Source organism: Streptomyces sp. NPDC048504, from assembly GCF_043200035.1.
GTDB lineage: Bacteria > Actinomycetota > Actinomycetes > Streptomycetales > Streptomycetaceae > Streptomyces.
In genome coordinates this window covers 192,130-218,327 of the sequence record NZ_JBICXA010000006.1, presented here as the reverse complement: position 1 = coordinate 218,327, position 26,198 = coordinate 192,130, and the positions used below count along the sequence as shown (strand labels likewise).

Below are 26,198 nucleotides of genomic sequence, written 5' to 3'. Positions count from 1 at the left end.
GGATGCTCGAAAGAACCCGCGAAAGCTAAGGAACACCCCATGCAGACCATCACCCTCAACAACGGCGTCGAGATGCCGATCCTCGGTTTCGGCGTCTACCAGATCCCACCGGAGCAGACCGAGCAGGCCGTCAGCGATGCCCTCGCCGCGGGCTACCGACTGCTCGACACAGCTGCCGCCTACGGCAACGAGGAGGCCGTCGGCCGCGCGATCAAGAACAGCGGCATCCCGCGCGAGGAGCTGTTCGTCACCACCAAGCTGTGGGTCCAGGACGCGCCCGCCGAGGAGAACACCAGGCGCGCCTTCGAGACGTCGCTGGCCAAGCTCGGCCTGGACCATGTCGACCTGTATCTGATGCACCAGCCCTACGGCGATGTGTACGGCCAGTGGCGCGCCATGGAGTCCCTGAACCGCGAGGGCCGCGTCAAGGCGATCGGTGTCGCCAACTTCTACCCCGACCGGCTCCTCGACCTCGTCCTCAACAACGAGGTCACCCCGGCGGTCAACCAGATCGAGACCCACCCGTTCTTCCAGCGCACGGCCGACCAGGAGCTCATGCGAGAGCACGGGGTGCAGATCCAGTCGTGGGGCGGGTTCGCCGAAGGCAAGAACGACATCTTCAGCCACCCGGTCCTGAGCGAGATCGGCACGAAGCACGGCAAGTCCGTGGCCCAGGTCGTGCTCCGCTGGCTGACCCAGCGCGGCGTCGTCGCGATCCCCAAGTCGGTCCGTGCCGACCGCATGGCGGAGAACTTCGACATCTTCGACTTCGAGCTCACCGACGACCAGATGGCGGCCATCGCCGCGCTGGAGACCGGGGCGACGCTGTTCTTCGACCACCGCGACCCGGCTATGGTCAGCTGGCTCAGCGCCCGGCGCCTGGAGGCCTGAGCCGACAAGGGGTAGCGCCACCCCACCAGAACAAGCTCTCGCGCGAGTCCTCCTCCCGTACGGCGCCCGGCACCCGCCCGGGAGGGGCACCTCCTTGCCGTTTTCGGACAGCACCCATCTCACGCACCAGGACCTCGCCATGTCCCAGAAGCAGAACATCACCGACGTCCTCAGGGTCGGCGCGACCGGCAGCATCGGGCGGCTCGCGGTGGAGGCCGCACAGCGGCAGGGCCTGCGGCGCGGGGCTGGTGGCGCTGGTCGGCGCCGCGGGGGCGATGGCCGCCGACGCCCTCTCCTTCGCGTTGTCGGCGGGCTCGCTGAGGGCTGTCCGTACCCGCGAGCGACGACGGCCCTCGGCCGGAGCCGACCGGCGGCCCAGGCTGTGGGCGCAGATCCGTGAGGGGCTCGCCCATGTCACCCGCGACCCCATCCTGCGGAACTCGGTGGCCTTCAACGGCACAGCCAACTTCTTCGTCATCATGGTGGAGACCCTCGGCCCGGTGTTCCTGATCCGCACGCTGCATCTGCGTCCTGCCATGGTCGGGCTGCTGCTGGCGCTGGGGGCCGTCGGCGGGGTGGCCGGCGGCGTGGCGGCACGGTACCTCGCCCGGAAGGTCGGCTCGGCGAGGTTCAGCTGGATCTCGATGACCGTGCTGTCCCTGCCCGGCCTGCTGATCCCGCTGGCCGGGCACGGTTGGTGGGTGCTGCTGTTCGGATTCGGCTGGATCTCGTGGACCTTCGCCTCCATCGTCGCGGGCGTCTCGCTGACCACTTACCGCCAGGCCGCCTGCCCGCCGGACATGCTGGGCCGGGTCAGTGCCGCCGCACGCTGGATCACCTGGGGCACACTGCCGCTGGGCGGCGTGGTCGGCGGAGCGCTCGCCACCGCCCTCGGCGTCCAGGCCACCTTGTGGATCGCCGTCGCCGGCGGCTGCTGCGCGGGACTGTGGCTGTTCTTCTCACCATTGCGGGGCATGCGCGACATCCCTCTCGGAAAGCCCGAGCCCGCACCCGTCGGCGGAATGCCGTAACGCCACCGCGACTTCGTCGGGCCGTCGGCTTCCCACAGGCCCGAGTAGGCGCACCGGCACGAACGCAACGTGACACATCCAGCTGTCCCACCGCGGCGAGTTCGTCGATGCCTCGGCGGAGCCGGGCCCGGACGCGGTCCGAAGTCACCAGTCCTGCGGTACTAGCGAGTTCCGCCGGATTCCGTTCCGCGGTACCGGATGATCGCCAAGTACCGCTCCTACGTTGAGATCGCGGGTCAGTCAGGCCCAGCTCACCCAATGATCTCTTCTCTTGGTGGGAGCAATCCCGGCCACCTTCCTCTATCGGCTCGGCCGGCCGGCGTTCCGGCAACGACGCATCGTCGTCATGCTGTGGATCGCTGTCCAGGCCGCCATCGGCATCGGCGCCATGAGTGCGCCCGGCACGTCCTCCGAGGTCCTGGGTGTTCCGGGCACGCAATCGCAGAGGGCGATCGATCTGCTGCAGAAGGAGTTCCCGCAGGCCTCCGCTGCCAACAAGGCCAAGGCCGAGTCCCTGGTGGCGGAGCTGGAGAAGTCGCACCAAGTGTCGGGCGTCACCGATCCCTTCACCAGCGGCCTGGTCAGCAGGTCCGGCACCATCGCCTACACCCAGGCGTCCTACAAGGTCGCTCAGGCCGAGATGCGCAGCGCGGCCCACGCCGTCCAGACCGACGTCGTCCAGGAGGGCGAGAAGGCCGGCCTGAAAGCGAGCCTGGGCGGCAACGCCGTCAAGGACACCGACCCCGCCGAAATACTGCGCGCCGTCCACCTGGTGGCCGCCGGCTCGGCCATGCTCCACACCGCTGCGGCCCGCCGCCTCATCGACCGTTACCACGCCACCAACCAGCCCGAAGCAGCCGCGGCCAAAGACCGGGTGGACGGGCTCCCTCCGGCTCTCTGCGAACACCGAACTCGGGCACCTCATCGAGGACCGAGAACAGGTGAACGGGGTGGGCACGGCGGACGGTTCAAGGGGCCGGCCCGGCTCAGGCCGCGCGATGGTGAGACTGAGATCCACCAGCAACTGACCGAACAGGGCATGCAGCCGAGCGACCTTCCTTGTCATCCCATGAATTTCCCCAACTCCTCCCTCTGTCCGCACCGTTGACAGCTCACCAGCTCTCCTCAATCATCAGACATCCGATGATTTGGAGCCGCTCATGAGCACGTATCCAAGACGTCAGGTCCTCGGCGCGACGGCGGGCGTCGCCGCTTCGGCCGCCCTTCCGCTCACCCTGGCGACGGCCGCGCGGGCCGCCGAACCCGCCCCCGCCCAGGCCGGACAGTGGGTCCCCGTCCCCGAGCCTGTCCCCGTCCCGCTCGACGGCCTCTACGACAACGACGGCATCGACACCGCCTCCGCACGCGGCGGTGACTTCGACGGCTCGGGCTACACCTTCCCGGGCGAGGAACTCCCCACCGGCCGCGTCGAGGTCGACGGGATCCCCTTCCTCTTCCCCTCCTCGGCCGCGGGCGCCAAGAACAACGTCGTCGCGATGGGCCAGCGCGTCGAACTGCCCCAGGGCCGCTACCTGTCGGCCGTCTTCCTCACCTCGGGCAGTTATGGCAACGCCTCCGGCAACGCCACCGTCCGCTACGCCGACGGCTCCACCACGACCGCCGGCCTCGGCGGCGCCGACTGGTACGCGGCCGGCGGCTCGCTCTCCGCCCCGTACCGCTACCGGCCGGACGGCACCGAGGACCAGCACAGCGTCGGCATCGGCACCTCGGAGGTCTGGTTCGACCCGCAGCGCGAGGCGGTTGCCCTCACCCTCCCGGTCACCAACCCGGCCGAGGCGGGCCGGGCTTCGCTGCACGTCTTCGCGCTCTCCCTCCAACCCGCCGCCCAGGGACGGGCGTTGGCCCTGCGCGACGCCCACTCCACGAATTCGCTGCTGGAGTCGTCCGGCGCGCAGAGCGTCGAGGCGACGGTCGTGAACGCCGGTACGGTCGCGATCCTCGCGGGTGACGGAGTGTCCGTGCGGGTCGACGCCGAGGGTGCCCGTACGGTCGAGCCCGCCCGCGTCCGGCGCCTGGACCCCGGCGAACAGGCACGCGTCCGCGTCGGCATCCGCAGCGGCGCCACGCCCGGCACCGTGCGGGACGGCACGGTGACCGTGACCGGACGCGGCTCCCAAGTCGCGGTGTCCCGCGAGCAGTTGACCCTCGGCGTCGCCGACTACGGACCCACCGGGACCTCCCTGGCCGGCCACCAGGCGCCGTACTGGTTCCAGGGCGCCAAGTTCGGCATCTTCATCCACTGGGGCGTCTACTCGGTGCCCGCCTGGGCGCCGGTCGGCAAGCAGTACGCCGAGTGGTACTGGGACCAGATGCAGGACCCGAACAACCCGACGTACGCCTACCACCGGGACACCTACGGCGAGGACTTCGCCTACGACGACTTCATCCCGCGCTTCACCGCCGAGAAGTTCGACCCGCGAGCCTGGGTGGAACTGTTCCGGGACGCGGGCGCCCAGTACCACGTGCTCACCTCGAAGCACCACGAGGGCTTCGCGCTGTGGGACACCAAGGTCTCCGACCGCAACGCGGTCAAGATGGGCCCGAAGAGGGACCTGGTCAAAGAACTCTTCGACGCCTCACGCCGTTACGCGCCCGAACTCCACCGCGGGCTCTACTTCTCGATGCCGGAGTGGTTCAACCCCGACAACCCGTGGATGGGCCACGCCCCGCGCAATCCGTACACCCTTCAGTCGTTGCCGTACACCGGATACACCGCGGGCAAGGACTATGTGACGCAGTATCAGGCCCCGCAGATGCTGGAACTGATCCACGGCTACGACCCCGAGCTCATCTGGTGCGACATCGGCGGCGCCAACGACAGCCTCCAGGTGCTGGCGGAGTACTTCAACCACGCCAAGAACCGCCGCCGTCCGATCGACGTGACCGTCAACGACCGTTCGGGGATCGCCTTCCACGACTTCACCACGCCCGAGTACACGACGTACGAGAACACGGTCGTCGCCAAGTGGGAGTCCAGCCGCGGCCTCGACCCGTTCAGCTACGGCTACAACCGGGCGACCCCCGACGACGGCTACATGACGGCCGAGGAGGTCGTGCGCAACCTCGTCGACATCGTGTCGAAGAACGGCAACTTCCTTCTCGACATCGGCCCTCGGGCCGACGGCTCGATCCCCGAGATCATGCAGACCCGGCTGCGCGAGACGGGCCGCTGGCTGAGCGTCAACGGCGAGGCGATCTACGACACGACGTACTGGTCGCGGATGGCGCAGCTCGGCGACGACCTGAGGTTCACGGTCCGCCCGGACGAGGCCTTCTACATCCACTCCCTGGCCGAGCCGAGCGCCAGACTCACCGTCGAAGCGCCGATCCCGATCCGCAGTGGCGACAAGGTGACGATGCTCGGCCACGGCCGCCCCCTGACATGGACCCTCAGCAACGGGGCGCTGGTGATCGACGTCCCCGAAGCCGCACGCAAGGCGGGGCAGCACGCGTGGGTGTTCAAAGTGCATTGGCGTGCCTGAGACCCGACGGACGCCCTGGGCAGTTCAACCGCGACGAAACCCGAACCGTCGGCGTCCCGGCCTGTCGCCCGATGCGCGGCTGTGCCGGGCCATGGCTCGGGCCCATTCGCGCGGCCCGCGGTCCGAATGTCGCCGAACCGCGGTCGCCGAGTCGGGGCTACGCGGACCTGCAGCCCAGTCTCTTGAAGCCGGCGCCGCGTCGGCCGGACCAGGCGGAAGCGTGCACCCCCGAACCGCGCGCCTCCGGCGGCACCTGCCCCGACGTGGGGCTGGCCGCCACCGCGTCATCGCCCGGCCCGACAGCTGCCGTCCCGGTGTCCCGGATGAACTCTGTTCCGCGTGGCCCGGTCTGTCCGGGTCGCGTCAGTCGGCTGTCCCGACTCGTGCGACCCGGACAGGCCCTCGGGAGAACTCAGCGGTGCCGGGTGGCGTCCGCGCGGGTCACCTGTGGTGCGGGGAGGTCAGGTAGTGCTGGCGCAGCAGTTCCCTGCCGTAGTCGTTGCCGTTCGGCGTGCGGACCACGGAGTGGATGTGCTTCTGGGACGGCCCGTCGGCGCGGGTCTTGCCGTACGCGCCGCCCAGCGGGCCGGCCGCCTGACAGTCGACCTCGATCCATACGACGGGGCTGTGGAGGCGCAGGTAGAAGGGGTCGTCGTCGCCGGTGCCGCCGATCCAGGCGGCGTAGGTGTCGTCCAGGTGGGCGCGGATCTCGGCCATGCGGGCCTTCGCCACGTCCGCCTTGCCACGGTTGACGAACGCTTCGGCGACCGCGAGGAGCTTCCGCTTCTGAGAGGTGGTCAGGGCGGTGGCGCGGATGCCGGCGTAGGCCTGGACGGCGTTGTCGGCGAAGGCGCCCGCCTTCATGTCCTCGTCCGCCTTGGTGGCCGAGATGATCGCGGTCGTCTGCTGGGCGGCGGTGAGGGACTGGACGAACGCGAGGCTCGCCTCCACCTCCTCCTGGCAGACCGAGACGGTCTCGCCGTCGATCTCCAGGGAGGTGGGCTCCGAACCCCAGAAGCAGGGGCTCATCACGACCTGGTCGCCCAGCACGAAGTAGTTGACGACCAGATGGTGGCCGTCGAACTGGAAGCCCCAGGGCTCGGTGGCCGACGGGGTGCCCATGACGGTCCAGTAGAAGAGCTCGTCGTTGAAGACGTCGCTCTTGCCCACCAGTTCACCGGCGGCCTTGTTGAGGCGGCGGATCTTCTCGGTGGTCTCCAGGCCGTCGGCGCTCAGGGCCGCCTTCATCAGGGCGGTGCCCAGGGCGTTCTGATCGTCCGTCAGGTCGGCCAGGGACACGCCCTGCCGCTTGAACTCGCCCGGGTCCAGGTTGCTCCACAGCCGCCACTCGGTGGAGTGGACGGTGAACTGCGTCGCGGTCTTCTGGGTGGCGGTGAGCCCGGCCAGGAACGCCTGCGCGGCCGCGACGACCGGCCCGGTGTCGACGCCCTGCGAGTGGACGGTGAACAGGTCGTCGAGCTGCCTGCCGTCGGTGGTCAGGCCGTAGAAGTCCTCGGTGATGGTCTGCGCGCCGAGCGTGCCGCCGCCGCTGCCGCGGGTGGAACTCGCGCTGGGTGAGGGGCTCGCGCTGTCGTCGGCGGAGGGCGACGCGGTGGCGGTGGTGCTGTCGTCGGCGAACGCGATCGCGCCGGCGCCGCCCATGGCGGTGAACGCCGTGGCACCGCCGGCGAGGAAGACCCTGCGCATGAAGCCGCGCCGGTCCGATTCCGCCGAGCGCGCCTCCTCCGCCTGGATGTCGCCTCCCGTGCTTCCACCCATTCCCGCGTCGGTCATTACGCGTACCTCACTTCTCTCGATGCCGTGTCGAGGCCCCAGCGGCCGTCCGTCCGAGGCTCCCGCAGGGGGATGAGAGTCCGATGAACCGGCCGGCCGCGGGGGACGGGGCGGGGACGAGAGCCGGTCGGCGGCGCGCCCATTTCCTTCGTCCCAAGGCTTACGGAAGCTTTGGGCGCCCCGCCCGCATCGGCCTGACATGAGGGGACATGGGGGACGTTTTTTCGGGATACCTCTGAACTTCCTGTGGTTCCTGTGCCCTCTCTCAGAGTTTGCCGAAGTGCTTGTCGATCAGTGCGGTGGCCTTCTCGCGCTGGCGGACGCTGATGTCCTCGGCGTGCTCCTCCCAGCCGAAGACACATGAGGAGATCACCCCGTCGAAGCCGACCGAGGCGAGCGCCGCGAAGACCTCGTCGAAGTCGACCTCTCCCCTGCCCATCTCCGCGTGCTGGTGCACGCGCACGGTCGACCCGGGCGGGTTGACGATGTAGCGCAACCCGCCCGAGGCGGTGTGGTCCAGGGTGTCGGCGAGGTGCACGTAGGTGACCTTCTCGGCGGCGGCGGTGATGATGCCGGTGGCGTCGTTGCCCTGGTGGAAGGTGTGCGGGGTGCAGTAGAGGAACGAGATCCACTCCCGGTTGAGCCCCCGCACCATGTTCACCGCGGCGTGGCCGTCCTCGATGAAATCGTCGGGATGCGGTTCGAGCACCAGCTTGACGCCCTCGCGCTCGAAAACGGGGATCAGCTCGTCCAGGGAGCGCAGGAACTGGCTCTCGGCGAACTCGGCGCCTTCGGGGCGGCCGTTGAACTCGGAGTTCATGGTGTCGACGCCGAGGTCGGCGGTGATCTGGATGGCCCGCTTCCAGGCGCGCACCGCGGCCTGCCGTTCCTCCTCCCCGGGGCCGGACCAGCGCAGCACCGGCAGCACCGAGGCGATGCCGATCCCGGCGTCGGCGGCGCGCTTGCGCAGCTTGGCCACGGTGACGTCGTCGGCGCGCGGGTGACGGAAAAAGGGGATGAAGTCGTCCTTGGGAGACAGCTCCATCCAGGAGTAGCCGGCACGCGCCACCAGGTCGGGCAGCTCCAGCACCGAGTGGGTCGAGTAGAACATCTGTGGATCAAGGGCGAGCTTCATCGCTGTCCTTCGCTGTCCTTCGAGGGGAGGGGGGTGGATCAGAGCGCGGCTGCGGCGCTGTGCAGGTTCTTGGCGGCCAGGGCGAGGCCCTCGGTCTGGGAGTAGGCGGCGTCCTCGTGCTCGATGTTGACCGCCATGTCGGGGTCGACGTCGGCGAGGGCGCGCAGGAACTCGGTCCAGAAGGGGACGTCGTTGCCGATGCCTACGGCGACGAACTTCCAGGCCGGGTCCTCGGGCCAGGCGTTGCACCAGAAGCCGTAACCGGTGGGCACCTTGCCCTCGGCGTCGGCGGGGACGCGGGTGAAGGAGGTGTCCAGGACGCCGCGGATGTCGGCGCCGGGGCAGAGCGTGGCGTCCTTGGCGGCGGCGTGGAAGACCAGCGGGCCCAGCCACTTGATGGAGGCGACGATGTCCATGCCCTGCCACATCAGGTGGGAGGGGTCCATCTCGGCGCCGACGTTCGTCAGGCCGCCCGCCTCGACCAGCCGCTTCAGGGTGACCGGGGAGAAGACGAGGTTGTGCGGGTGCATCTCGATGGCGACCCGGACGTCGTTCTCCCGGGCGAGCGCGTCGATCTCCTTCCAGAACTCGACGGCCACTCCCCACTGGTAGTCCAGGACGTCCATGTAGACGCCGTCCCAGGGATTGACCACCCAGGAGGGGTACTTGGCGTCGGGGTCGGAGCCCGGGGTTCCGGACATGGTGACCACGTGCCTGACGCCGAGCAGTCCCGCGAGGCGGATGGTGCGGCGCAGGTCGTCGGCGTGTTTCGGCCCGACGCCCGGGAGCGGGTTGAGCGGGTTGCCGTTGCAGTTGAGGCCGGTCAGCTCCATCCCGCGGTCGGCGAAGGTAGCCAGGTACTCCTCGCGCGCGGTCGCCGAGGACAGCAGGAGGTCGACCGGGCAGTGCGGGGAGGGTATGAACCCGCCGGTGTTGACCTCGACGGAGGTCAGACCGTTCTCCTTGAGGATGTCGAGCGCCTCGGTGAGGGTGCGGTCGTGCAGGCAGGCGGTGTAGGCGCCGAGCTTGAGGGCCATGTGGATGCTCCTTGGATACGGTGGTCAGGCTGCGGGCTGGACGTCGATGGCGGCGCCGCTGTAGAAGGCGGGCCGGGGCTTCATGCCGGTGTCGACGACGCGGCCCCTTGTCAGGGCCTCGACGGTGGCGTTGGAGATGACGGTCGCCGCGTAGCCGTCCCAGGCGGACGGGCCGGTGGGTTCGGTGCCCGCCTCGACCGTGGCGATCCACTCGCGGAACTCGGTGTCGAAGGCGTCCACGAACCGGCCCACCCACGCCTGGAGGATCTCCGTGCTGTGCCGGCCCGCCGTGCGTACGGCGACCGAGGCCGGGTCCGGCAGCCGTACGAGGCCCTCCTCGGCGACGATCTCGCACTGGATGTCGTAGCCGTACTGGCAGTTGACGAACATCTCCAGGTCGACGCGGATGCCCTTGGCGGTCTCGAAGAGCATGATCTGCGGGTCCTTGAGGTGCGCGAACCGCTTGCTGGTGGAGCGCGGGACGACGACCTGGGTGGAGACGATCTCGTCGTCGAGCAGCCAGCGCAGCACGTCGATCTCGTGCACCGCCGAGTCGAGTGCGGCCATCTCCGAGGTGTACGACTCCGGCACGGAGGGGTTGCGGTGGGCGCAGTGCACGACCAGTGGCTCGCCGACCCGGCCGGAGTCGATGACCTGCTTCATCTGCCGGTATCCGGCGTCGTAGCGGCGCATGAACCCGACCTGGACGAGACGGCGGCCGTGTGCCGACTCGGCCTCGATGATCCGCAGACAGTCCTCGACGGTGGTGGCGAGGGGCTTTTCGCAGAACACCGGTTTCCCGGCGGCTATCGCGGTCAGCACGTGCTCGGCGTGGGTGGGCCCCCAGGAGGTGACCAGCACCGCGTCGACGTCGTCTGCGGCGATCAACTCGGCGCCGTCGGCGCACACCCGGGCACCGGCCCGTGCCGCCGCCTCCTCGGCCCGCGCGGAGTCGATGTCGGTGACGGCGATGACCTCGGCGCCGGTCACGGTGTCGGTGAGCCGGCGGATGTGGTCCTGGCCGATCCAGCCGGCCCCGATCACCCCTACGCGCACAGTCATGGGGAAGTCCTTTCCAGGCTCCCGGCGCCAACCGCCGGGCACACAAGGGGTGTTCAGGAGTAGCGGGCCCTGAGTTCGTGTTCGAGGTGCTCAAGCGTGCGACCGCGCGTCTCGGGGACGTACAGCTTCACGAAGGTGACCGCGAGGATGCCGAGGGCGACGAACACGAAGAACGTGTTGGACACGCCGACCGCGTCGACGAGGACCGGGAAGAGCAGTCCGATGAGGAAGTTGGTGATCCACAGGGCGAAGGCCGCGATGCCCAGACCGAAGCCGCGCATCTTCAGCGGGAAGATCTCGGACAGCATCAGCCAGGTCACCGGCGAGATCGCGCCCTGCTGGAAGGCGAGGAAGGTGACCGTCATGGCGAGGACCGCGTACGCCCGGCCGTCACCGGCGGGCAGCATCAGGGAGAACACGCCGATCATCAACTGGGCGGCGATGGTGCCGATCTGACCGGCCATCAGCATCGGACGGCGGTCGACCCGGCCCAGCAGCCAGATGCCGACGAAGGTGGCCAGCACGGAGATCACGCCGTTGGCGATGTTCGCGGTCAGCGCGCTGTCGGAGGCGAGACCGGCGTCGGTGAGGATCTGGGTGCCGTAGTACATGATCGTGTTGACGCCGGTGATCTGCATGACGATCGCGATGCCGACACCGACCAGGACGAGCTTGCGCACCCAGGGCACCCGCAGGTCGTCCCAGCCGCCGAGTTTGGCCTTCTCGTCCTCGATCGCCATCGCGGTGACCTCGGCGAGTTCGGCCTCGGCGCGCTGTTCGGAGCGGACCTGCTTCAGGACGGCCAGCGCTTCCTGGTAGCGGGTCCTGGAGGCGAGCCAGCGCGGGCTCTCCGGCATGGCCAGCATGCCGAACCACAGCACCACCGCGGGCAGGGTCGCCACGACCAGCATCCAGCGCCAGACGCCACCGGACTCGCCGCCGACGTTCGCGATGACCGCGTTGAAGGTGAACGCGGCCAGCTGACCGCTCACGATCATCAGCTCGTTGCGGGTGACCAGGCGGCCACGGCGCTCGGCCGGGGAGATCTCCGCCAGGTACACCGGCACGGTCACCGAGGCACCGCCGACCGCGAGGCCGAGCACGAAGCGCGCCACGACCATGAGTTCGGTGTTGGGTGCCAGCGTGCAGCCGAGCGCCCCGGCGAAGAACACCACGGCGAGCAGCAGGATGTTACGGCGCCGCCCGCGCGCGTCCGACAACCGGCCGCCGAACAGCGAGCCCAGTGCCGCACCGAGCAGCAGCGAGCTGGTGACCATCCCCTCGGTGAAGGGGGTGAGGCCCAGGTCCTTGGTCATGTACGGCAGGGCGCCGTTGATGACGCCCGTGTCGTAGCCGAAGAGGAGTCCGCCGAAGGTGGCGATGACGGTGATGAGGCGCAGCCGCCGGGAGACGGCCGGGGGCGCGTCGTCGATGGCCGCGGTGGAGAGGAGAGGCTGTGTCTTTTCGTCCCTGTCGTCCCTGACATCCATGGGCTGCCGCCTCCTACCGGTTCTCGTTCGGGCGTCGGGTGGCGAAGTGGCCCCGGTCGGGCGGGGGTTCGCGGGTGCGGGCGACTTCGGCGAGGGGGGATGGCGTCGTTGCCATGACGTGTCCTTCGGGGAGGGGACGGTGGGTTCGGCGGAAGGCGGTGGAGACGCGCCGAGGAATTTGAAGCGCTTTAAGAGCACGCTTAGTCGAGAACGATGACGCCGTCCGAATGTCATGTCAATAGGTTGTTGCCACGAGGTTTCGTGGACTGCCCGCCGCGACCCCGGCCAGGACGGGCGAGGCCGAGTGGGGACGGGTCACCGCACGGTGACCGCGCTGCCGCCGGTGCCGGCGGAGGCGACGACCGCGTCGATGACCCGCAGGTTGTGCAGCCCCTCGGCGAGCGTGGGACACGCCGGAAGACGGTCCAGTCCCGCGATCTGCTCCAGGAAGGCGCGGGCCTGCCAGACGAAGAACTCGTGCTGGCCGTGGCCGACGCTGGGGAAGTCCATGGGAACGCCTCCGGCGATGTAGGGGTGGCCGGGACCGACGACCACTCGCCGGTAGCCGTCCACGGGGTCGGAGGTCGCCGCGTCGGCGATGGTGAACTCCGCCGGACGTGACAGTTCGAAGGTCGCCGCGCCGTCCTTCGAAAACACCTCGAAACCAAGGGAGTTGGCCAGCCCGCGGGCGATACGGGAGACGGAGAAAGTACCGACGGCACCGGAGGCGAAGGTCGCGGTGAAGGTGGCGATGTCCTCGTTCTCCACGGGTTGCCGCTCCTGGCTCACCCGCACGTTCGCCGAGTGCCCGACGGCGGTGCCCACGGGCATCGGCCGGTCGGGCACCTGCATGGACAGCACCGCGCCCTGGACGCTGCGCACCGGCCCGCAGAAGTACTCGCCGAGATCGATGAGGTGGCTGCCGATGTCGGAGAGCGCACCGGAACCGGGCCCACCGCGGTAGCGCCAGCTGATGGGCGCGTCCGGGTTGTGACCGTAGTCGCACCAGTAGTGCCCGTTGAAGTGCCGGACCGGCCCGAGCGAGCCTTCCAGGATCTGCTGCCGGATGGCGTTGACGGCTGGGGAGCGGCGGAAGGTGAAGCCCGTCGCGGCCACCAGGCCGGTGTTCTCGGCGGCCTTCACCATGGCCTCGGCGTCGGCCACGGACGGTGCGAGCGGCTTCTCGCACAGCACGTGCTTGCCGGCCGCCAGCAGTGCCTCGACGATCTCACGGTGCAGGTCGTTGGCGACGACGACGCTGACCGCGTCGATGTCGTCGGCCTCGACGACCGCCCGCCAGTCGGTCTCGGCCCGCGCGTAGCCGTAGCGGCGGGCGGCGTCCCGGGCGAAGGGCGCATGCGCGTCGGCTACGGCGACCAGGCGCACCTCGGGCAGTCCGGCACCGTAGAGGGTCGCGGCCTGCCGGTAGCCGTTGAGGTGGGCTCGGCCGGCCATTCCGGCTCCGACGACCGCCACCCTGATCGGTGGTGTGCTCATGGTGATTCCTCTCCGGCGCGGGGCGCCGAGGCTGGGAGGCATAGGCATCGGGAGCGGAGGCCGCTCCCGGAGGGGTCGAGCCGATGGAGCGGCCGACCGGGCGCTGGGCCGACCGGGCCGTGCGGCGGCCCGGCCGGTCAGGAAGCGGAACGGGCCCAATGCGCCGATTAAAGCGCTTTAAGCCCTGGTACTATCAGCGGCGTCACAGGTAGCTGTCAAGGCTGTTGCCGCAGATCCGTGGGAGGTCGTGTGGACGAGCTCGGCTCCGCCGCCCCGGCGGGCGGCAATGGCGCGTCCGTCCGTCCCCGGCTGGAGGACGTCGCCGCGCGCGTCGGCCTGTCGACGGCGTCGGTGTCGCTGGTGCTGCGCAACATCCCCGGCCCCAGCGAGCGCACCCGGCAGCGCGTCCTGAAGGCGGCGGCCGATCTGGGCTACCGTCCCGACCGCACGGCCAGCGCCCTGGCCAGCAGACGCAGCCGACTGCTCGGCGTCATGATCGACGTCCACAGCGCGTTCCAGGCCGAGCTGGTCGAGCACCTCCACACGGCCGCCGAGGGCGTCGGCTACGACCTCGTCCTGAGCACCCAGACCCGGACCCGCGACGAGAACACGGCGGTCGAGACACTCCTCGCCTTCCGCTGCGAAGCCCTGATCCTGCTGGGCCCGGTCGCCCCCGCCTCCGTGCTCGCCGACCTCGACCGCCAGGCGCCGGTCGTCTCGCTGGGCCGCCGGATCACCGGTGCCGAGCTCGACGTGGTGCGCAGCGCCGACGACGACGGCGTCGGCCAGGTGGTCGACCATCTGGTGGGCCTGGGCCACCGGGCGATCGCCTACGTCGACGGCGGCAAGGGCGTCATCGCCACCGACCGCCGCCGCGGCTACCGGGGCGCCATGCGCCGCCACGGCCTGGGCGAGCGGATCCGGATCCTCCACGGGGACCTCACCGAGGAGGCCGGCGAGAAGGCCGGGCGGCACCTCCTCGACAGCGGCGACCTGCCGACGGCGGTTGTCGCGTTCAACGACCGGAGCGCCATCGGGCTGCTCACCGCCCTGCGGGGGGCCGGGGTCGATGTCCCCGGCACCGTGTCCGTCGTCGGCTACGACGACGATCCCCTGTCCCGGCTCAGCTGCTTCAACCTCACCACCGTCAGCCAGAACGCCGAGGAGCAGGCCCGGCAGGCCGTGACCGCCGTCGTCGAACGCCTCGACGGTGGACGCACGGCGTCTCGCGAGATCGTCCTCGCCCCATCGCTGGTCATACGGGCCACCACGGGCCGACCGCACTGATCCCGGCAGGCCGCCCGCAGTGATCCCGTCGAGCCCCCGCGCGCGGCCCGGGAGGCCGTGAACCGGCGGCTCCCGTCGGCCCGACAGCGAATATGTGGCTAACGCACCTTTATGCAACAGATTCGCGTCGCAGCATTCATTCGCGAGCAGACCCTTGACACGTTCCCGAAACGCAAGCATGCTCTGGCCACCGCTTAAAGCGATTTAAACGCTTGCAGAACCCATACTCACCAGACAATCCGGCATTGCCGTGACCGGGTGCCGGGACATCCCCGCAACGAGCTGTTCCGGTGATCACTGACGCCGCCCCGCCCAAGGGGAACCAGGTGCGGCGGATGAACGGAATCGGTACCCGGGACCCCGTGCAAGTCCTTGCCGCGCGACCCCTCCCCCGAAGGCGCGACGCCGTTCCGCTCCCTTCCGCCGTGGCGCCTCCACCCCCGAGACATGAGACATGCCTGGCCCGCTCACTCCCCCCGCCCGGCATCACTTGAAGGAGAAACCCAGCCCATGAATCGCATCCAGACCCGGCGGCCCTCCGGTAACCGTCTCTCCAGAAAAGGCCTGACCGTGGTAAGCCTGCTCGCCATGACGGCGGCCGCGCTGACCGGGTGCGCCAGCGGGAAGGCCACCGGCGGTACCTCGGGGCAGGCGACCGCGTCTGCCGGAGGCGGAACGACGTCCGGCACGAAAAGCGGCGGCAAGAACAACATCTACGTCATCGGCGGCAAGTCCGACGACCCGTTCTTCTCCGCGGTCAAGCGCGGTGTCGAGGACGCGACGAAGCTGGTGAAGGCGGGCGGCGGCACTGTCACCTACCTCGGCCCGCAGAGCTACGACAACCTCGGCCCGGACGTCGCCAAGCTGACGCTGACCGCCATCTCGCAGAACCCCTCGGCGATCCTCGTGCCGGACTGGGTGCCCGGGAACCAGGACTCCGCGATCAAGCAGGCCATCGCCAAGGGCATCAAGGTCTTCATCTACAACTCCGGCGGCATCGACGCGGCCAAGCGGGTCGGCGCCGTCAAGTACATCGGGTCGGACGACTACCAGGCGGGCGAGGCCGGCGGCGCGAAGTTCGCCGAGGAGGGCGCGAAGAACATCCTCTGCGTCAACACCGTCCCCGGCTCCGCCAACCAGGAGGCCCGCTGCAAGGGCATCAAGGACGGCGCCGTCAGCAAGGGCTCCGCCTCCAAGCAACTCCCGCTGCCCTCCTCGAACTTCGGCAACCCGTCCGCCGTCACCCAGGCGATCAAGGGCGCGCTGCTGAAGGACTCCAGCATCGACGCGGTCGTGACGGTCGACACCGGGGACGCCGACAGCGCCGCCGCCGCGATCAAGCAGGCGGGCGTCGGCAGCAAGGTCCAGCTCGGCACCTTCGACCTCTCGCAGAGCCAGCTCGACCGCATCAAGTCGGGCAACCAGCTCTTCGCCATCGACCAACAGCCCTACCTCCAGGGCTTCTACGTCGTGTCGATCGCCAACCAGTTCCTGTCCTACGGCGTGCTCCCGCCGCAGAACCCGATCCTGACCGGCCCCCTGCTGGTCACCAAGGACAACGTCGACGCGGCGATCGCGGGCACCAAGGCCGGAGTCCGCTGACCGACCCGGTGCCGGGCCTCTCCCCGGGCCCGGCACCTCCCCGCACCCGAAAGGGCCCCCACGCCCACGCCCCGCACCACACCCGGATCGACGAAGGTGACACCACTCCGATGACAACCTCAACTCCCGACACGACGGCCGGGAAAGCGACCGCGGTCGCCCCGCCTAAGCAGACCGAGAGCCCTCTGGCGCAACTGCGACATCGTCCCGAGGTCGGCGCGCTCATCGGAACGATCAGCGTGTTCGTCTTCTTCGCGATCTTCGGCGGGGAGAAGTTCCTCGCCGCGGGAGGGGCGGCGAGCTGGCTGAACATCGCCTCCGAACTCGGCATCATCGCCATCCCCGTCGGGCTGCTGATGATCGCCGGTGAACTCGACGTGTCCGTGGGCTCGGTGCTGGCCGGCAGCTCGATGACGCTGGCCATCGTGTCCGGCCACTGGGGCGCGCCGATGATCGTCGGCATCGTGTGCGCGCTCGGCCTGGGCCTGCTGACCGGCCTGATCAACGGCATCCTCGTCACCCGCACCAACGTCCACTCGCTGGTCGTCACCCTGGCCACGCTGTCCGGCCTGGCCGGTCTCACCCTCGGCCTCTCCCGCGTCACCACCGGCACGACCAGCGTTGCCATCAGCCCCGACCCGCTGTCCAAGGCGTTGTTCGGGAAGCTGATCGCCGGCCAGTTCGAGGTCGCGATCTTCTGGTGGCTGGGCCTGGCGGTGCTGGTCACGGTGGTGCTGCAGATGATGAAGTACGGCAACTGGATCTTCGCCATCGGCGGTGACAAGGAGAGCGCCCGCGCCACCGGCATCCCGGTCGACAAGGTGAAGATCGCCCTGTACATGGCCAGCGGCTTCGGCGCCGCCCTGGTGGGCGTGATCCAGACCATCCTCTACAACGGCGCCCAGGTCGCCAACGGCCAGTCCTTCGTCTTCAACTCCATCATCGCGGTGGTCATCGGCGGCGTGCTGCTGACCGGTGGCTACGGCTCCGTCGTGGGCGTCGTGCTCGGCACCCTGACCTTCGCGATCGTCAACCAGGGGATCTACTACACCGGTTGGAACTCCGACTGGGCCAGCCTGATCCTCGGTGTCCTCATCCTCGTGGCGGTCCTGATGAACAACACCTTCCGCCGGCTCGCCCTGTCCTACAAGCCCCGATCCGCGAAGAAGGCCTGACCATGACCGCACCCCTTCTGCGCCTGACCGACGTGAGCAAGTCCTTCCTCGGCACCCACGCGCTGCAGGACATCTCCCTGGAGGTGGAGCCCGGCAAGGTGCTGTGCCTGCTCGGCGACAACGGCGCCGGCAAGTCCACCCTCATCAAGATCCTCTCCGGGTTCCACAAGCCCACCACCGGCATCATCGAGGTCAACGGCGAACCGGTCGTCTTCGACAGCCCCCGCGACGCGTCGGCCCGGGGCATCGCCACGGTGCACCAGTTCGGCGGCACGTTCCCGCTGATGGGCGTCGGCCGCTGTTTCTTCGTCGGCGCCGAACCCACCAAGGGCTGGGGCCCGTTCAGGCTGTTCGACAAGAAGCTGGCCGGGGAGATCGCCGTCCGCGAGATGCAGTCCCTGGGCATCACCCGCGTCACCGACGGCAGCCGCCTGGTGGGCAGCCTGTCCGGCGGCGAGCGCCAGGCCCTGGCCATCGCGCGGGCCGTGTACTTCGGCGCGAACGTCCTCATCCTCGACGAACCCACCGCTGCCCTCGGCGTCAAGGAGGCCGCCCACGTCCTGCGGATCATCATGCAGGCCCGCGCCAAGGGCGTCGCCGTCATCCTCGTCACCCACAACGTCCGGCACGCCATGATGGTCGGCGACCACTTCGCCGTCCTCATCCGCGGCCAGAAGGCGGACGACTTCCGCAAGGGCGAACGCACCCGGGAGCAGATCACCGACCTCATGGCCGGCGGCGAGGCGATGGCCCATCTCGAAGCCGAACTGGCCGAGATGGAACTGCAGGCCCAGACCGACTCCTGACCCGGAGGACTCACACCGTCGTCGGGTCGGATGACCCGCGGTACGTGGCCGCCCGGCCCCGCCCGGTGTCCCGACCGCGCGCCACCTTCCGGGTCAGTCATGCGGTACCTGCCGGTTACGAGCATCCCGGCAGGCACCGCCTGTCCTTTTTTCGGAGCGTCGCGGCGCAGGAACCACACCCGGGCGACACCAACCGGCCGAAGCACCGGGCAGTCACGCTGCCACGGCCCGCGGCCCCCTTCCCCTTCCCCGCCCGACCGGCAAGAGGGCGATCCGACCCGGATGCCGGCGCCGCCCTCGGAGGTCACCAGCCCTCGCACCCCCTCCCCCGGTACGGAGGTAGGGGCCGGCCGTGCCACCGCCCGTCCGGGGCCGGCATCACGGTTCCGCCCGCCGACAGCGGGCCTCGCACTGCGCGGACCGAGACGCCGAACGCGTGCGGCGCGTGGAACAGGACTCGCGCGTCCATGAACAGATCCCGTCAGATGTCCGACACCGGTCCACGACACCCGTGCGCGTCACGGCCATGCCCTTCCATCTCCCCGTCGTACCGGCCGTGCGGAGCGCGTGAGCCGAGTTCGTGCCCGGCAGTCGCAGTCGACCGCCGCGTTCGGCGTCGGTCGGAGCCTCACCGACAGGCCGAGCGGCGCGCGAGGAAGGAGCAGGTCACATCCCTTGCTCCTCGTCATCCACTGTTCGGCCGAGGCGGGAGCGGTCCCGGCAGGTGGATTACGGCCGTTCGACCGAGGCGGCGCCGCCTGCCCGAACGAGAGGCTGAGGCCCGGCCTTCGCGAGACACGCGGAGGGTGACGGACCGAGCGGGACGACGAGGGAGCCGGGCATGGCGAGGGCAGCGGACACCGGGAGCCGGAGTGAGAACGGCGGGACGCGTGCACCGCTTCGTGGCAGGCGGAGCGACCGCCACCTGGCACGGGTCACGGCGCTGGCCGTGGCCGCGCTGATCGCCACGCAGTGGCTCCCCGTCGTAGCGGGCCTCACCGCCGGATGACCGGACCGGGCAGGTTCGCCGTCGCGAAGGAACGGGAGAGGTCGGCATGACTATTCGGGTGGTCGTCGTCGACGACCAGGACATGGTGCGCTCGGGATTCGCCGCGCTGCTCTCGGCGCAGAGCGACATCGACGTCGTGGGGGACGCGCCCAACGGCAGGCTGGGCGTCGAGGTCAGCCGCAGCACGCACCCCGACGTGGTGCTGATGGACGTACGGATGCCGGAGATGGACGGGCTGGAGGCCACGCGGCTGCTGTTGGATCCGCCGCGTGGTGTGGTGCACCGGCCCAAGGTCCTCATGCTGACCACCTTCGACATCGACGACTACGTCTACGAGGCGCTGCACGCCGGCGCCAGCGGCTTCCTGCTCAAGGACGCGCCGGTCGCCCAACTCGTACAGGCGGTACGGGTGATCGCCGCCGGTGAAGCGCTGCTCGCACCGTCCGTCACCCGCCGCGTCATCGAGGACGTCACCCGGCGCCGTCCCGTCGCGCACCGCACCGCTCGCCTGCGGCTGAACGGCCTCACACCGCGCGAGACGGAGGTCCTGCGCCTGGTGGCGCGGGGCCTGTCGAACACCGAGATCGCCGCCCGGCTGGTGGTGGCCGAGCAGACCGTCAAGACCCACATGACCCGCCTGCTGGCCAAACTCGGCGCCCGCGGCCGGGCCCAACTCGTCGTCCTCGCCTACGAGTCGGGGCTCGTCGCACCCGGCGCACCCGACTGAACAGGCCCCTCGTCCGGATCCGCCCCGTCATACCCAGGTGTGACACCCGACTTGGCACCCCGGTGTGACGTACCGCCCCCCGCCCGCGCCCTAGCGTCACCGCGCCCAGACCACGGACCGGTTTCGCAGGAGCGTGACACATGCACCAGCCCAGCAACTTCGACCACATGCACCAGACCATCAGCCTCGACCGCATCCGGCGCCTCTACCGCACCTACGCCGACGATCTCGGCCGGGCCCGCGAACAACAGCGCGCGCTGCTCGCCCCGCCCATCTCGATGAAGGCCCAACTCGACGACATCGAGGCCGAGATCACCTACCTCCTGCTGCGCGAGGCCCGCCCCGAGACGGTCGTGGAGATCGGCACCTACCATGGCTGGTCCACCACCTGGATCCTGCGCGCCCTGCACGACAACGGCACCGGCCACCTGTACTCGTACGACATCGTCGACCACGTCGCACGGGAGGTTCCGGGCGAACTCGCCGCGGGCTGCTGGACCTTCACCCAGGGCAACGTGGTGGAGAACCTGGAGAAGGTCCCCGACACCGCGGACTTCCTCTTCATCGACGCCGCGCACTCCGCGAGCTTCGCCCGCTGGTACATCCGGCACCTCTTGCCGAGGATGCGGCCGGGCATACCGGTGTGCGTCCACGACGTCTTCCACGGCCGCAGGCCGCTGCCGTTCACCGAGGGGGCGGTGGTGCTGCGCTGGCTGGCCGAGCGGGAGAACCCGTACTTCACCGCCTCCAGGGCGCACGCCCGCGAGACCCACGACCGGCTGAAGGCCATCAAGGAGGCCCTCGCCCTGGGCGGCCCGGTCCGGGCGAGCCGCGACAACCCGATGGTCTTCTTCACGCTGCGGTGACACCGGCGTACCGCCCCCTACCAGGGGACTAGCCGCAGGTTGGCTCCCCGGTGTGACGCCCGGCGGCACACCCGCTCCCTACCTTCCGCCCACCAGGTCGACGCGAACGGCGACCGACCGTGCGACGGAAGCAGGGAGACGGACCATGGGGCGCTTCACACGCACGCTGGCCGCCTGCACGCTCATGATGACGATGGGCGCGGGAACGGCCGGCTGGGCGGCGGGTGACATCCAGACCGCCGTCACCGGCCCGCCGCCCGGGGCGGCGGCATGGACGGCCGACCACGTGCTCGGCAGCCGGCTGCCGGATCCGGCGGCGACCGCTCCGGCCGCCGTCGCCCGCTTCCTCGCCGCGCTGACGGCGCCGCAGCGCAGCCTGCTGGCCCGGCGTCACCCGCTCGTCGTGGGCAACCTCGACGGCGCCCCGCCCGAGCTCCGGTACACCGCCAACGCCCGGGCACTCACCGTCGAACGCGAGCGTGAACTGGCCCGCGCCGCCGACCCGGAGCTGTCCGGTGACGCGCGGCGGCAGGCCCGGAAGCGGGCCGCGACGTACGGCAGGCTCCTGGCGCCGGGCCACCGCGTGCTCGCCTTCGACCCGAGAGGCCGCGGACAGGTCGCCGAGGTGTACGGAGATCTGCGCACCGCACGGCGCGTCGCGGTCCTGGTCCCCGGGTCCGACACGGACCTGACCTCGTACGCCACCACCGCCCGCATGGCCCGCGACCTGCGCGCCGAGATGGCCCGGCGCACGCCCGCCGACCGCCCCGCGGTGATCGCGTGGGTCGGCTACACCACCCCGGTCGGCGTCGGTTACGACGCCGCCACCGGCCACCTCGCCGAGGCGGGTGCGCCGCGGCTCATACGGTTCCTCGACGGCCTGGCCGCGACGACCCGCCCCGCGGCCCCGCCCGCCGTGTTCTGCCACAGCTACGGCTCGGTCCTGTGCGGCATCGCCGCCCACCGGCTGACGGTCCGTCAGCTCTCCGACCTGGTGGTCGCGGCCTCGCCCGGCGTGCGTCTCGACCATGCCGACCAGGTGCCCCTCGGGGCCCGGCTGTGGGCGGCCGACCGCGATCCGACCGACTGGGTGCGGCGGATACCCGCCGTCGAGCTCTTCGGCCTCGGCCACGGCACCGACCCGACCGACCCAGCCTTCGGCGCCCGCGTCGTCTCCTCCGACCGGGCCGAGGGCCACACCGGCTACTTCACGCCCGGCACCGCCTCCCTGCGCAACTTCGCCGACATCGCCCTCGGCGACTACCCGGCCGTCACCTGCGCCCGCCCCACCCCGGACACCGCGAAGGACTGCCGCCATGGCCTTGCCTGACCTTCCCGCCCGAACCGCGAATCCCTCAGCGCGGGGCGAGCGAACCACACGAACCGGGCAGCGCGACCGGACCGAGCCGGGCCCTCGGGTGGAGCAGGCACAGGACGCCGCCGGGGCACCACAAGCCACGGTCCCACCGCAGACCACGGCCCGGGAGCGGCTGCGGCTGCGGCACGCGGCGGCCGGTGCGGTCGCCCGTGTCGAGGCCCACACCCCCGCCCACCGCGACCGCGCCGTCGACGGTTTGCGCGCCCTCGCGCTGCTCGCGGTGCCCGTCGGCCACTGGCTGCTCGGCGGTCTCACCCGCGACCCCGGCGGCGCGCTGCACAACGCCAGCCCGCTCACCACCTTCGGCTTCCTCGCCCCGGCGAGCTGGCTGCTCCAGATGCTCGGCATCTTCTTCCTGGTCGGCGGCTACTCCTCGGCCCTGTCACTGCGCCGCTCCACCGGACGCGGCGTCCCGACAAGCGTCTGGCTGCGCGGCCGACTGACCCGTCTCGGCCGTCCCGTCGTCGGCGTCGCGGCGGTGTGGGCCGTACTCCTGCCGGTGCTGTACGCGGCCGGAGTGCCCACCGTCACGCTGCGCACCGGGGTGGTCCTGGTCGTACAGCCCCTGTGGTTCGTCGGCATCTACCTGCTGGTGACCGCCCTCACCCCGTGGTGCCTGCGCGCCGCCCGCACGTCCGGCGCGTGGACGGCCCTCCCGCTGCTCGGCGCGGTCGCCGTCGTCGACCTGCTGCGCTACGGCCCGTGGGCGCACGCCATGCCGTCCTGGCTGGGGATACTCAACCTCGGTCCCGGCTGGCTGTTCGCGTACCACCTCGGCGTCTGCTGGGGCGAGGGACGGCTCGGCCGGCGCGGCGCCCGGCTGATGCTGCTGGGCGGCGGCGCGCTGTTCGCCGTACTCCTCCTCGTCTTCCACTACCCGGCCAGCATGGTCGGCGTGCCCGGCGCGGGGCGCACCAACGCCCATCCGCCGTCGCTGCTCGTACTCGCCCTGGCCAGTGCCCAGTGCGGTGCGGCGATCCTGCTGCGGGACCGGCTCGACGCACTGCTGCGGAGGCGGCGGGCGCTGTGGGCGGCGGTCGCCGCGGTCAACCTCTCGGCGATGACGATCTTCTGCTGGCACCAGACGGCCCTGCTCGCCCTGGCCGTCCCCGGCTCGCTCCTCGACGGCCCGGTTCCCGGACTCACCACCTCCCCGGACACCACCGTCTGGCTCCTCGCCCGGCTCGCCTGGCTGCCCCTGATCGCCGTCACGCTGCTCGGCATCGCCCGCCTCACCCACCGTTTCGAAACACCCTGGACCGGCGTCCGCGGCCCCTGGCGTGCGGCGGCGGCCTCGCTGGCCGCGGGCTTCGCCTGCTACGCCCTGGCGGTCGTCCTGTGACCCGCCGACGTCTCGCGGCCCGGACCGGGCATCGCGCCCGACGGGGTGAGAGAGCCGCGAGGAACTTGCAGGCGTAAGCCCTCGCCCAGCCCCATGTCGTTCAGCCCCACGCCCGATCGGGATGCCCGTGACCCCCACAGCCGAATCCGTCCGCCCCGCCCCCGACCGCTCACCCCCCGCCCAACACCCGCCGTCCGCCCGGGAATTCAGGCGACGTCACCGCGTCCCGCTGCTCGCCACCCTCACCGCGCTTCCGCTCTACGCGGTGTGGTGGGCTTTCCTCGCCACCGGCGGCGGTGATCTCGCGGCCCAGGAGACCTGGGCCCACTTCGTCGCCCACCACGGCGGATCGCCGTACATGCTGTCCTGGTACGGCGGCGCGCACGTCGCCAACTACAGCGTGCTCTCGCCGTATCTGATGGCCGCGTTCGGCGTGCGCACGGTGACCGTCGTCTCCGGGCTCACGGCCACCTGGCTGACGGCCGCGCTGATGGTGCGGGCGGGGATCCGCCGGCCCCTGGGACCGGCGCTGCTCGCCGCGCTGATGCTGTGGTGCAACGTCCACGCGGGCCGTTCCACCTTCGCCCTCGGAGTGGCGTTCGCGCTCGCCGCCTGCCTGTTCCTGACGGGCCCACGCCGACCGGCACTCGTGGCGGCGTACACGGCACTGGCCACGCTGGCGTCTCCGGTAGCCGGGCTGTTCCTGGCCGTGGTGGGGGCCGCCCTCCTCGCCGTACGGGACCGAGGCAGGGCGCTGTCCCTGTTGGTGCCGCCCGCCGCAGTCGTCGCCGCGACCACGCTGCTGTTCCCGTTCTCCGGGCAGCAGCCGATGACGTTCCCGCGACTGCTGCCACCGCTGCTCCTCGGCCTGGCCGTCACCGCCCTGGCCCCGCGCACCTGGCGCGTGGCCCGCGGCTCCGGGGCCGTCTACGCGGCGGTCTGCGTCCTCGTCTACCTCGTGCCCTCGCCCATCGGCACGAACGTCGAGCGGTTCGCCTGGCTGTTCGCGCCGCCCGTGCTCCTCGCGGCGCTCATGTCCACGCCGGGCCGGGCGCGTCGGCACCGCGTGGTCCTGATCACGGCGGTCGTGTGCTCCACCGCGTGGATCGTGCCGAAGTCCGTTCTCGACCTCCGGCAGAGCGCGCCGGTGCCCGCCTGGGCCGCCGACACACACGGGGTCGTACATGCCCTTGACCGACTCGGCGCCGACCGCACCCGCGTGGAGGCGGTCCCGACCGTCTCCCAGCGCGAGGCCGCCCTCCTCTCCCCCCACGTCGACCTGGCCCGCGGCTGGAACCAGCAGCTCGACATGAAACGCCACCGTCTCTTCTACGACGGCACCTTCTCCGCCTCCGCCTACCGGGCGTGGCTCGACCACTGGGCGGTCGGCTTCGTCGTGCTGCCGTCGGCCGAGCCCTGGCACTACGCCGAGGCCGAGGCCGCCCTGGTCCGCGACCACCGTCCCGGGTGGCTGCGCCCCGTCTGGCACGACGCGCACTGGCGGGTGTACCGGGTCCAGGACGCCGTACCCCTGGTCTCCCCACCGGCGACGGTGACCCGGACCACCCCGGCCGAGATGGACATCCGCATGCCGCGGCCCGGAGCGGTGACCGTCCGCATCGCCTACTCGCCCTGGCTGCGCAGCGACGGCGCCTGCCTCGCCAGGGACGGGGAGTTCACCCGGCTGACGGTCTCCGCGCCGGGGGCGTACCGCCTTGGTTCGCGTTACTGGCCTTCATCTACGCCGGACAGCTGCTGCTGACACCTGCCGACCGCGGTCGGCGCCCGTCGGTGTCGGCGGCCTCCGTACGCGCGAACCGCCGCCCCGAGCTGTCCGGGGCGGCGGTTCGGGGTTCGGCCGATTCACTCAGGTGCGGGGATCCGTGGAAGTCAGCACTTCCAGACGGCCCAGTACAGCTGCCCCTTGATCGAACCGTCCGACCAGGCGACGGGCGTGTCGATGTGGACCTGGTTGGACCCCTTGTACGGGTAGAACCAGTCCCAGTGGCCGTGCTGCTTCTTGTTGTAGTGGACCTCCACCCAGCCCTGGGAGTGCCGGACGTACGGGGCGAACCAGTAGGCGCCCGCGAAACCGGGACGGATGGTGTTGGTGACGACCGCGCCCGCCTCGCGCTGGTCGCCCACCGTCCAGGTCTCGGTGCTCGACGAGCTGGCCTTTATCCCCGCCTCGATCTCGTCGGAGAAGCCGAGGCTGACCTCCAGGCTCTGCGTGTTCGCGTAGGAGTACGAGGTGTTGGTCGAGTACTTCCAGTTGACCTGGTACGTCTGGGGGTCCGTGCCCGCGCAGTTGTTGGACACGTTGCTGACCTGGTGCCGCTTGCCCAGCGCGGTCCACGCGTTCACCTCGTGGTACTGGCACAAGTTGATGCTCGGGCCCTGGCCGTTGCAGGCGCCGATCGGGTCCGGGTGGGTGGCGGGATCCCAGCCGGGGCTGTAGGCGCTGGCCGAGCCCGCGGAGAAGGGGATGGCCAGCAGGGCGAGGGCGGGCGCCAGCAGAGCCGTACGTCTGAGGTTGCGCCGGAACAACTTCATGAACATTCTCCTC

21 protein-coding genes are annotated in these 26,198 nt (G+C 70.6%); 14 read left to right on the top strand and 7 right to left on the bottom strand.

All coding sequences use genetic code 11. From position 1 onward, the window contains the following. Positions 1-39 precede the first annotated feature (39 nt). The 4 genes from ACGFY9_RS17010 (at position 40) to ACGFY9_RS16995 (ending at position 5,425) form a co-directional block, all read left to right on the top strand. Positions 40-891 carry an aldo/keto reductase gene (locus ACGFY9_RS17010; RefSeq protein ID WP_393754852.1) on the top strand — a complete coding sequence of 284 codons (852 nt, stop codon included), beginning with the start codon at positions 40-42 and terminating at the stop codon, positions 889-891. Next, positions 861-1,922 carry an MFS transporter gene (locus tag ACGFY9_RS17005; protein WP_393755270.1) on the top strand — a complete coding sequence of 354 codons (1,062 nt, stop codon included), beginning with the start codon at positions 861-863 and terminating at the stop codon, positions 1,920-1,922. Before ACGFY9_RS17010 ends, ACGFY9_RS17005 begins: the two co-directional genes overlap by 31 nt. A 274-nt stretch (positions 1,923-2,196) precedes the next feature. Continuing rightward, positions 2,197-3,030, top strand: coding sequence for an MMPL family transporter (locus tag ACGFY9_RS17000; RefSeq protein ID WP_393755268.1), 834 nt, complete (start codon positions 2,197-2,199; stop codon positions 3,028-3,030). A 52-nt stretch (positions 3,031-3,082) separates the two neighbouring features. Continuing rightward, on the top strand, positions 3,083-5,425 hold the full coding sequence (locus ACGFY9_RS16995; RefSeq protein ID WP_393754850.1) for an alpha-L-fucosidase: 2,343 nt from the start codon (positions 3,083-3,085) through the stop codon (positions 5,423-5,425). A 441-nt stretch (positions 5,426-5,866) separates the two neighbouring features. On the opposite strand, the gene ACGFY9_RS16990 is transcribed toward ACGFY9_RS16995, so the two are convergent. From ACGFY9_RS16990 to ACGFY9_RS16965, 6 genes are all read right to left on the bottom strand, one after another. Then, positions 5,867-7,219: a DUF3500 domain-containing protein gene (locus ACGFY9_RS16990; RefSeq protein ID WP_393754848.1), complete on the bottom strand. Its 1,353-nt coding sequence runs from the start codon at positions 7,217-7,219 to the stop codon at positions 5,867-5,869. Between the two features lie 265 nt (positions 7,220-7,484). Beyond that, the gene (locus ACGFY9_RS16985) at positions 7,485-8,354 is read right to left on the bottom strand and encodes a sugar phosphate isomerase/epimerase family protein (RefSeq protein WP_393754846.1); all 870 of its coding nucleotides are present in this window, start codon (positions 8,352-8,354) and stop codon (positions 7,485-7,487) included. A gap of 38 nt (positions 8,355-8,392) precedes the next feature. Continuing rightward, positions 8,393-9,391 carry a sugar phosphate isomerase/epimerase family protein gene (locus ACGFY9_RS16980; protein WP_393754844.1) on the bottom strand — a complete coding sequence of 333 codons (999 nt, stop codon included), beginning with the start codon at positions 9,389-9,391 and terminating at the stop codon, positions 8,393-8,395. Positions 9,392-9,415: 24 nt separating this feature from the next. Continuing rightward, positions 9,416-10,453, bottom strand: a complete 1,038-nt coding sequence (locus tag ACGFY9_RS16975) for a Gfo/Idh/MocA family protein (RefSeq protein WP_393754843.1) — start codon at positions 10,451-10,453, stop codon at positions 9,416-9,418. A 53-nt stretch (positions 10,454-10,506) separates the two neighbouring features. After that, positions 10,507-11,943 carry a sugar porter family MFS transporter gene (locus ACGFY9_RS16970; protein ID WP_393754841.1) on the bottom strand — a complete coding sequence of 479 codons (1,437 nt, stop codon included), beginning with the start codon at positions 11,941-11,943 and terminating at the stop codon, positions 10,507-10,509. A gap of 315 nt (positions 11,944-12,258) precedes the next feature. Continuing rightward, positions 12,259-13,440 carry a Gfo/Idh/MocA family protein gene (locus tag ACGFY9_RS16965; RefSeq protein ID WP_393754840.1) on the bottom strand — a complete coding sequence of 394 codons (1,182 nt, stop codon included), beginning with the start codon at positions 13,438-13,440 and terminating at the stop codon, positions 12,259-12,261. A gap of 249 nt (positions 13,441-13,689) precedes the next feature. Between ACGFY9_RS16965 and ACGFY9_RS16960 the strand changes: the two genes are divergently transcribed. The 10 genes from ACGFY9_RS16960 (at position 13,690) to ACGFY9_RS16915 (ending at position 25,394) form a co-directional block, all read left to right on the top strand. Continuing rightward, positions 13,690-14,727: a LacI family DNA-binding transcriptional regulator gene (locus tag ACGFY9_RS16960; protein ID WP_393754838.1), complete on the top strand. Its 1,038-nt coding sequence runs from the start codon at positions 13,690-13,692 to the stop codon at positions 14,725-14,727. A gap of 510 nt (positions 14,728-15,237) precedes the next feature. Beyond that, complete coding sequence (locus ACGFY9_RS16955) at positions 15,238-16,329, top strand: sugar ABC transporter substrate-binding protein (RefSeq protein WP_393754836.1); 1,092 nt, start codon at positions 15,238-15,240, stop codon at positions 16,327-16,329. 110 nt (positions 16,330-16,439) lie between these two features. Further along, positions 16,440-17,504 carry an ABC transporter permease gene (locus ACGFY9_RS16950; RefSeq protein ID WP_393754834.1) on the top strand — a complete coding sequence of 355 codons (1,065 nt, stop codon included), beginning with the start codon at positions 16,440-16,442 and terminating at the stop codon, positions 17,502-17,504. Between the two features lie 2 nt (positions 17,505-17,506). Continuing rightward, positions 17,507-18,310 carry an ATP-binding cassette domain-containing protein gene (locus ACGFY9_RS16945; protein WP_393754832.1) on the top strand — a complete coding sequence of 268 codons (804 nt, stop codon included), beginning with the start codon at positions 17,507-17,509 and terminating at the stop codon, positions 18,308-18,310. Positions 18,311-19,151: 841 nt separating this feature from the next. Next, positions 19,152-19,319 (top strand): hypothetical protein, encoded by a 168-nt coding sequence (locus tag ACGFY9_RS16940; protein ID WP_393754830.1) that lies wholly within the window; start codon positions 19,152-19,154, stop codon positions 19,317-19,319. A 46-nt stretch (positions 19,320-19,365) separates the two neighbouring features. Further along, complete coding sequence (locus ACGFY9_RS16935) at positions 19,366-20,046, top strand: response regulator (RefSeq protein ID WP_393754828.1); 681 nt, start codon at positions 19,366-19,368, stop codon at positions 20,044-20,046. A 140-nt stretch (positions 20,047-20,186) separates the two neighbouring features. Continuing rightward, a complete protein-coding gene (locus ACGFY9_RS16930; protein ID WP_393754826.1) occupies positions 20,187-20,912 on the top strand; it encodes a class I SAM-dependent methyltransferase in 726 nt (241 codons plus the stop codon). Between the two features lie 145 nt (positions 20,913-21,057). Continuing rightward, a complete protein-coding gene (locus tag ACGFY9_RS16925; protein ID WP_393754824.1) occupies positions 21,058-22,242 on the top strand; it encodes an alpha/beta hydrolase in 1,185 nt (394 codons plus the stop codon). Positions 22,243-22,402: 160 nt separating this feature from the next. Next, the gene (locus tag ACGFY9_RS16920; RefSeq protein ID WP_393755266.1) at positions 22,403-23,632 is read left to right on the top strand and encodes an acyltransferase; all 1,230 of its coding nucleotides are present in this window, start codon (positions 22,403-22,405) and stop codon (positions 23,630-23,632) included. Positions 23,633-23,753: 121 nt separating this feature from the next. Next, positions 23,754-25,394 carry a hypothetical protein gene (locus tag ACGFY9_RS16915; protein WP_393754822.1) on the top strand — a complete coding sequence of 547 codons (1,641 nt, stop codon included), beginning with the start codon at positions 23,754-23,756 and terminating at the stop codon, positions 25,392-25,394. A gap of 128 nt (positions 25,395-25,522) precedes the next feature. On the opposite strand, the gene ACGFY9_RS16910 is transcribed toward ACGFY9_RS16915, so the two are convergent. Then, positions 25,523-26,185 (bottom strand): hypothetical protein, encoded by a 663-nt coding sequence (locus ACGFY9_RS16910; protein ID WP_393754820.1) that lies wholly within the window; start codon positions 26,183-26,185, stop codon positions 25,523-25,525. Between the last annotated feature and the right edge of the window lie 13 nt (positions 26,186-26,198).

What these genes read in the sequence shown, in the direction of transcription:
- ACGFY9_RS17010 (WP_393754852.1), top strand. Translation starts at nt 40, where the DNA reads ATGCAGACCATCACCCTCAACAACGGCGTCGAGATGCCGATCCTCGGT.
- ACGFY9_RS16995 (WP_393754850.1), top strand. Translation starts at nt 3,083, where the DNA reads ATGAGCACGTATCCAAGACGTCAGGTCCTCGGCGCGACGGCGGGCGTC.
- ACGFY9_RS16990 (WP_393754848.1), bottom strand. Translation starts at nt 7,219, where the DNA reads ATGACCGACGCGGGAATGGGTGGAAGCACGGGAGGCGACATCCAGGCG.
- ACGFY9_RS16985 (WP_393754846.1), bottom strand. Translation starts at nt 8,354, where the DNA reads ATGAAGCTCGCCCTTGATCCACAGATGTTCTACTCGACCCACTCGGTG.
- ACGFY9_RS16980 (WP_393754844.1), bottom strand. Translation starts at nt 9,391, where the DNA reads ATGGCCCTCAAGCTCGGCGCCTACACCGCCTGCCTGCACGACCGCACC.
- ACGFY9_RS16975 (WP_393754843.1), bottom strand. Translation starts at nt 10,453, where the DNA reads ATGACTGTGCGCGTAGGGGTGATCGGGGCCGGCTGGATCGGCCAGGAC.
- ACGFY9_RS16970 (WP_393754841.1), bottom strand. Translation starts at nt 11,943, where the DNA reads ATGGATGTCAGGGACGACAGGGACGAAAAGACACAGCCTCTCCTCTCC.
- ACGFY9_RS16965 (WP_393754840.1), bottom strand. Translation starts at nt 13,440, where the DNA reads ATGAGCACACCACCGATCAGGGTGGCGGTCGTCGGAGCCGGAATGGCC.
- ACGFY9_RS16955 (WP_393754836.1), top strand. Translation starts at nt 15,238, where the DNA reads ATGAATCGCATCCAGACCCGGCGGCCCTCCGGTAACCGTCTCTCCAGA.
- ACGFY9_RS16950 (WP_393754834.1), top strand. Translation starts at nt 16,440, where the DNA reads ATGACAACCTCAACTCCCGACACGACGGCCGGGAAAGCGACCGCGGTC.
- ACGFY9_RS16945 (WP_393754832.1), top strand. Translation starts at nt 17,507, where the DNA reads ATGACCGCACCCCTTCTGCGCCTGACCGACGTGAGCAAGTCCTTCCTC.
- ACGFY9_RS16940 (WP_393754830.1), top strand. Translation starts at nt 19,152, where the DNA reads ATGGCGAGGGCAGCGGACACCGGGAGCCGGAGTGAGAACGGCGGGACG.
- ACGFY9_RS16935 (WP_393754828.1), top strand. Translation starts at nt 19,366, where the DNA reads ATGACTATTCGGGTGGTCGTCGTCGACGACCAGGACATGGTGCGCTCG.
- ACGFY9_RS16930 (WP_393754826.1), top strand. Translation starts at nt 20,187, where the DNA reads ATGCACCAGCCCAGCAACTTCGACCACATGCACCAGACCATCAGCCTC.
- ACGFY9_RS16925 (WP_393754824.1), top strand. Translation starts at nt 21,058, where the DNA reads ATGGGGCGCTTCACACGCACGCTGGCCGCCTGCACGCTCATGATGACG.
- ACGFY9_RS16915 (WP_393754822.1), top strand. Translation starts at nt 23,754, where the DNA reads ATGCCCGTGACCCCCACAGCCGAATCCGTCCGCCCCGCCCCCGACCGC.
- ACGFY9_RS16910 (WP_393754820.1), bottom strand. Translation starts at nt 26,185, where the DNA reads ATGAAGTTGTTCCGGCGCAACCTCAGACGTACGGCTCTGCTGGCGCCC.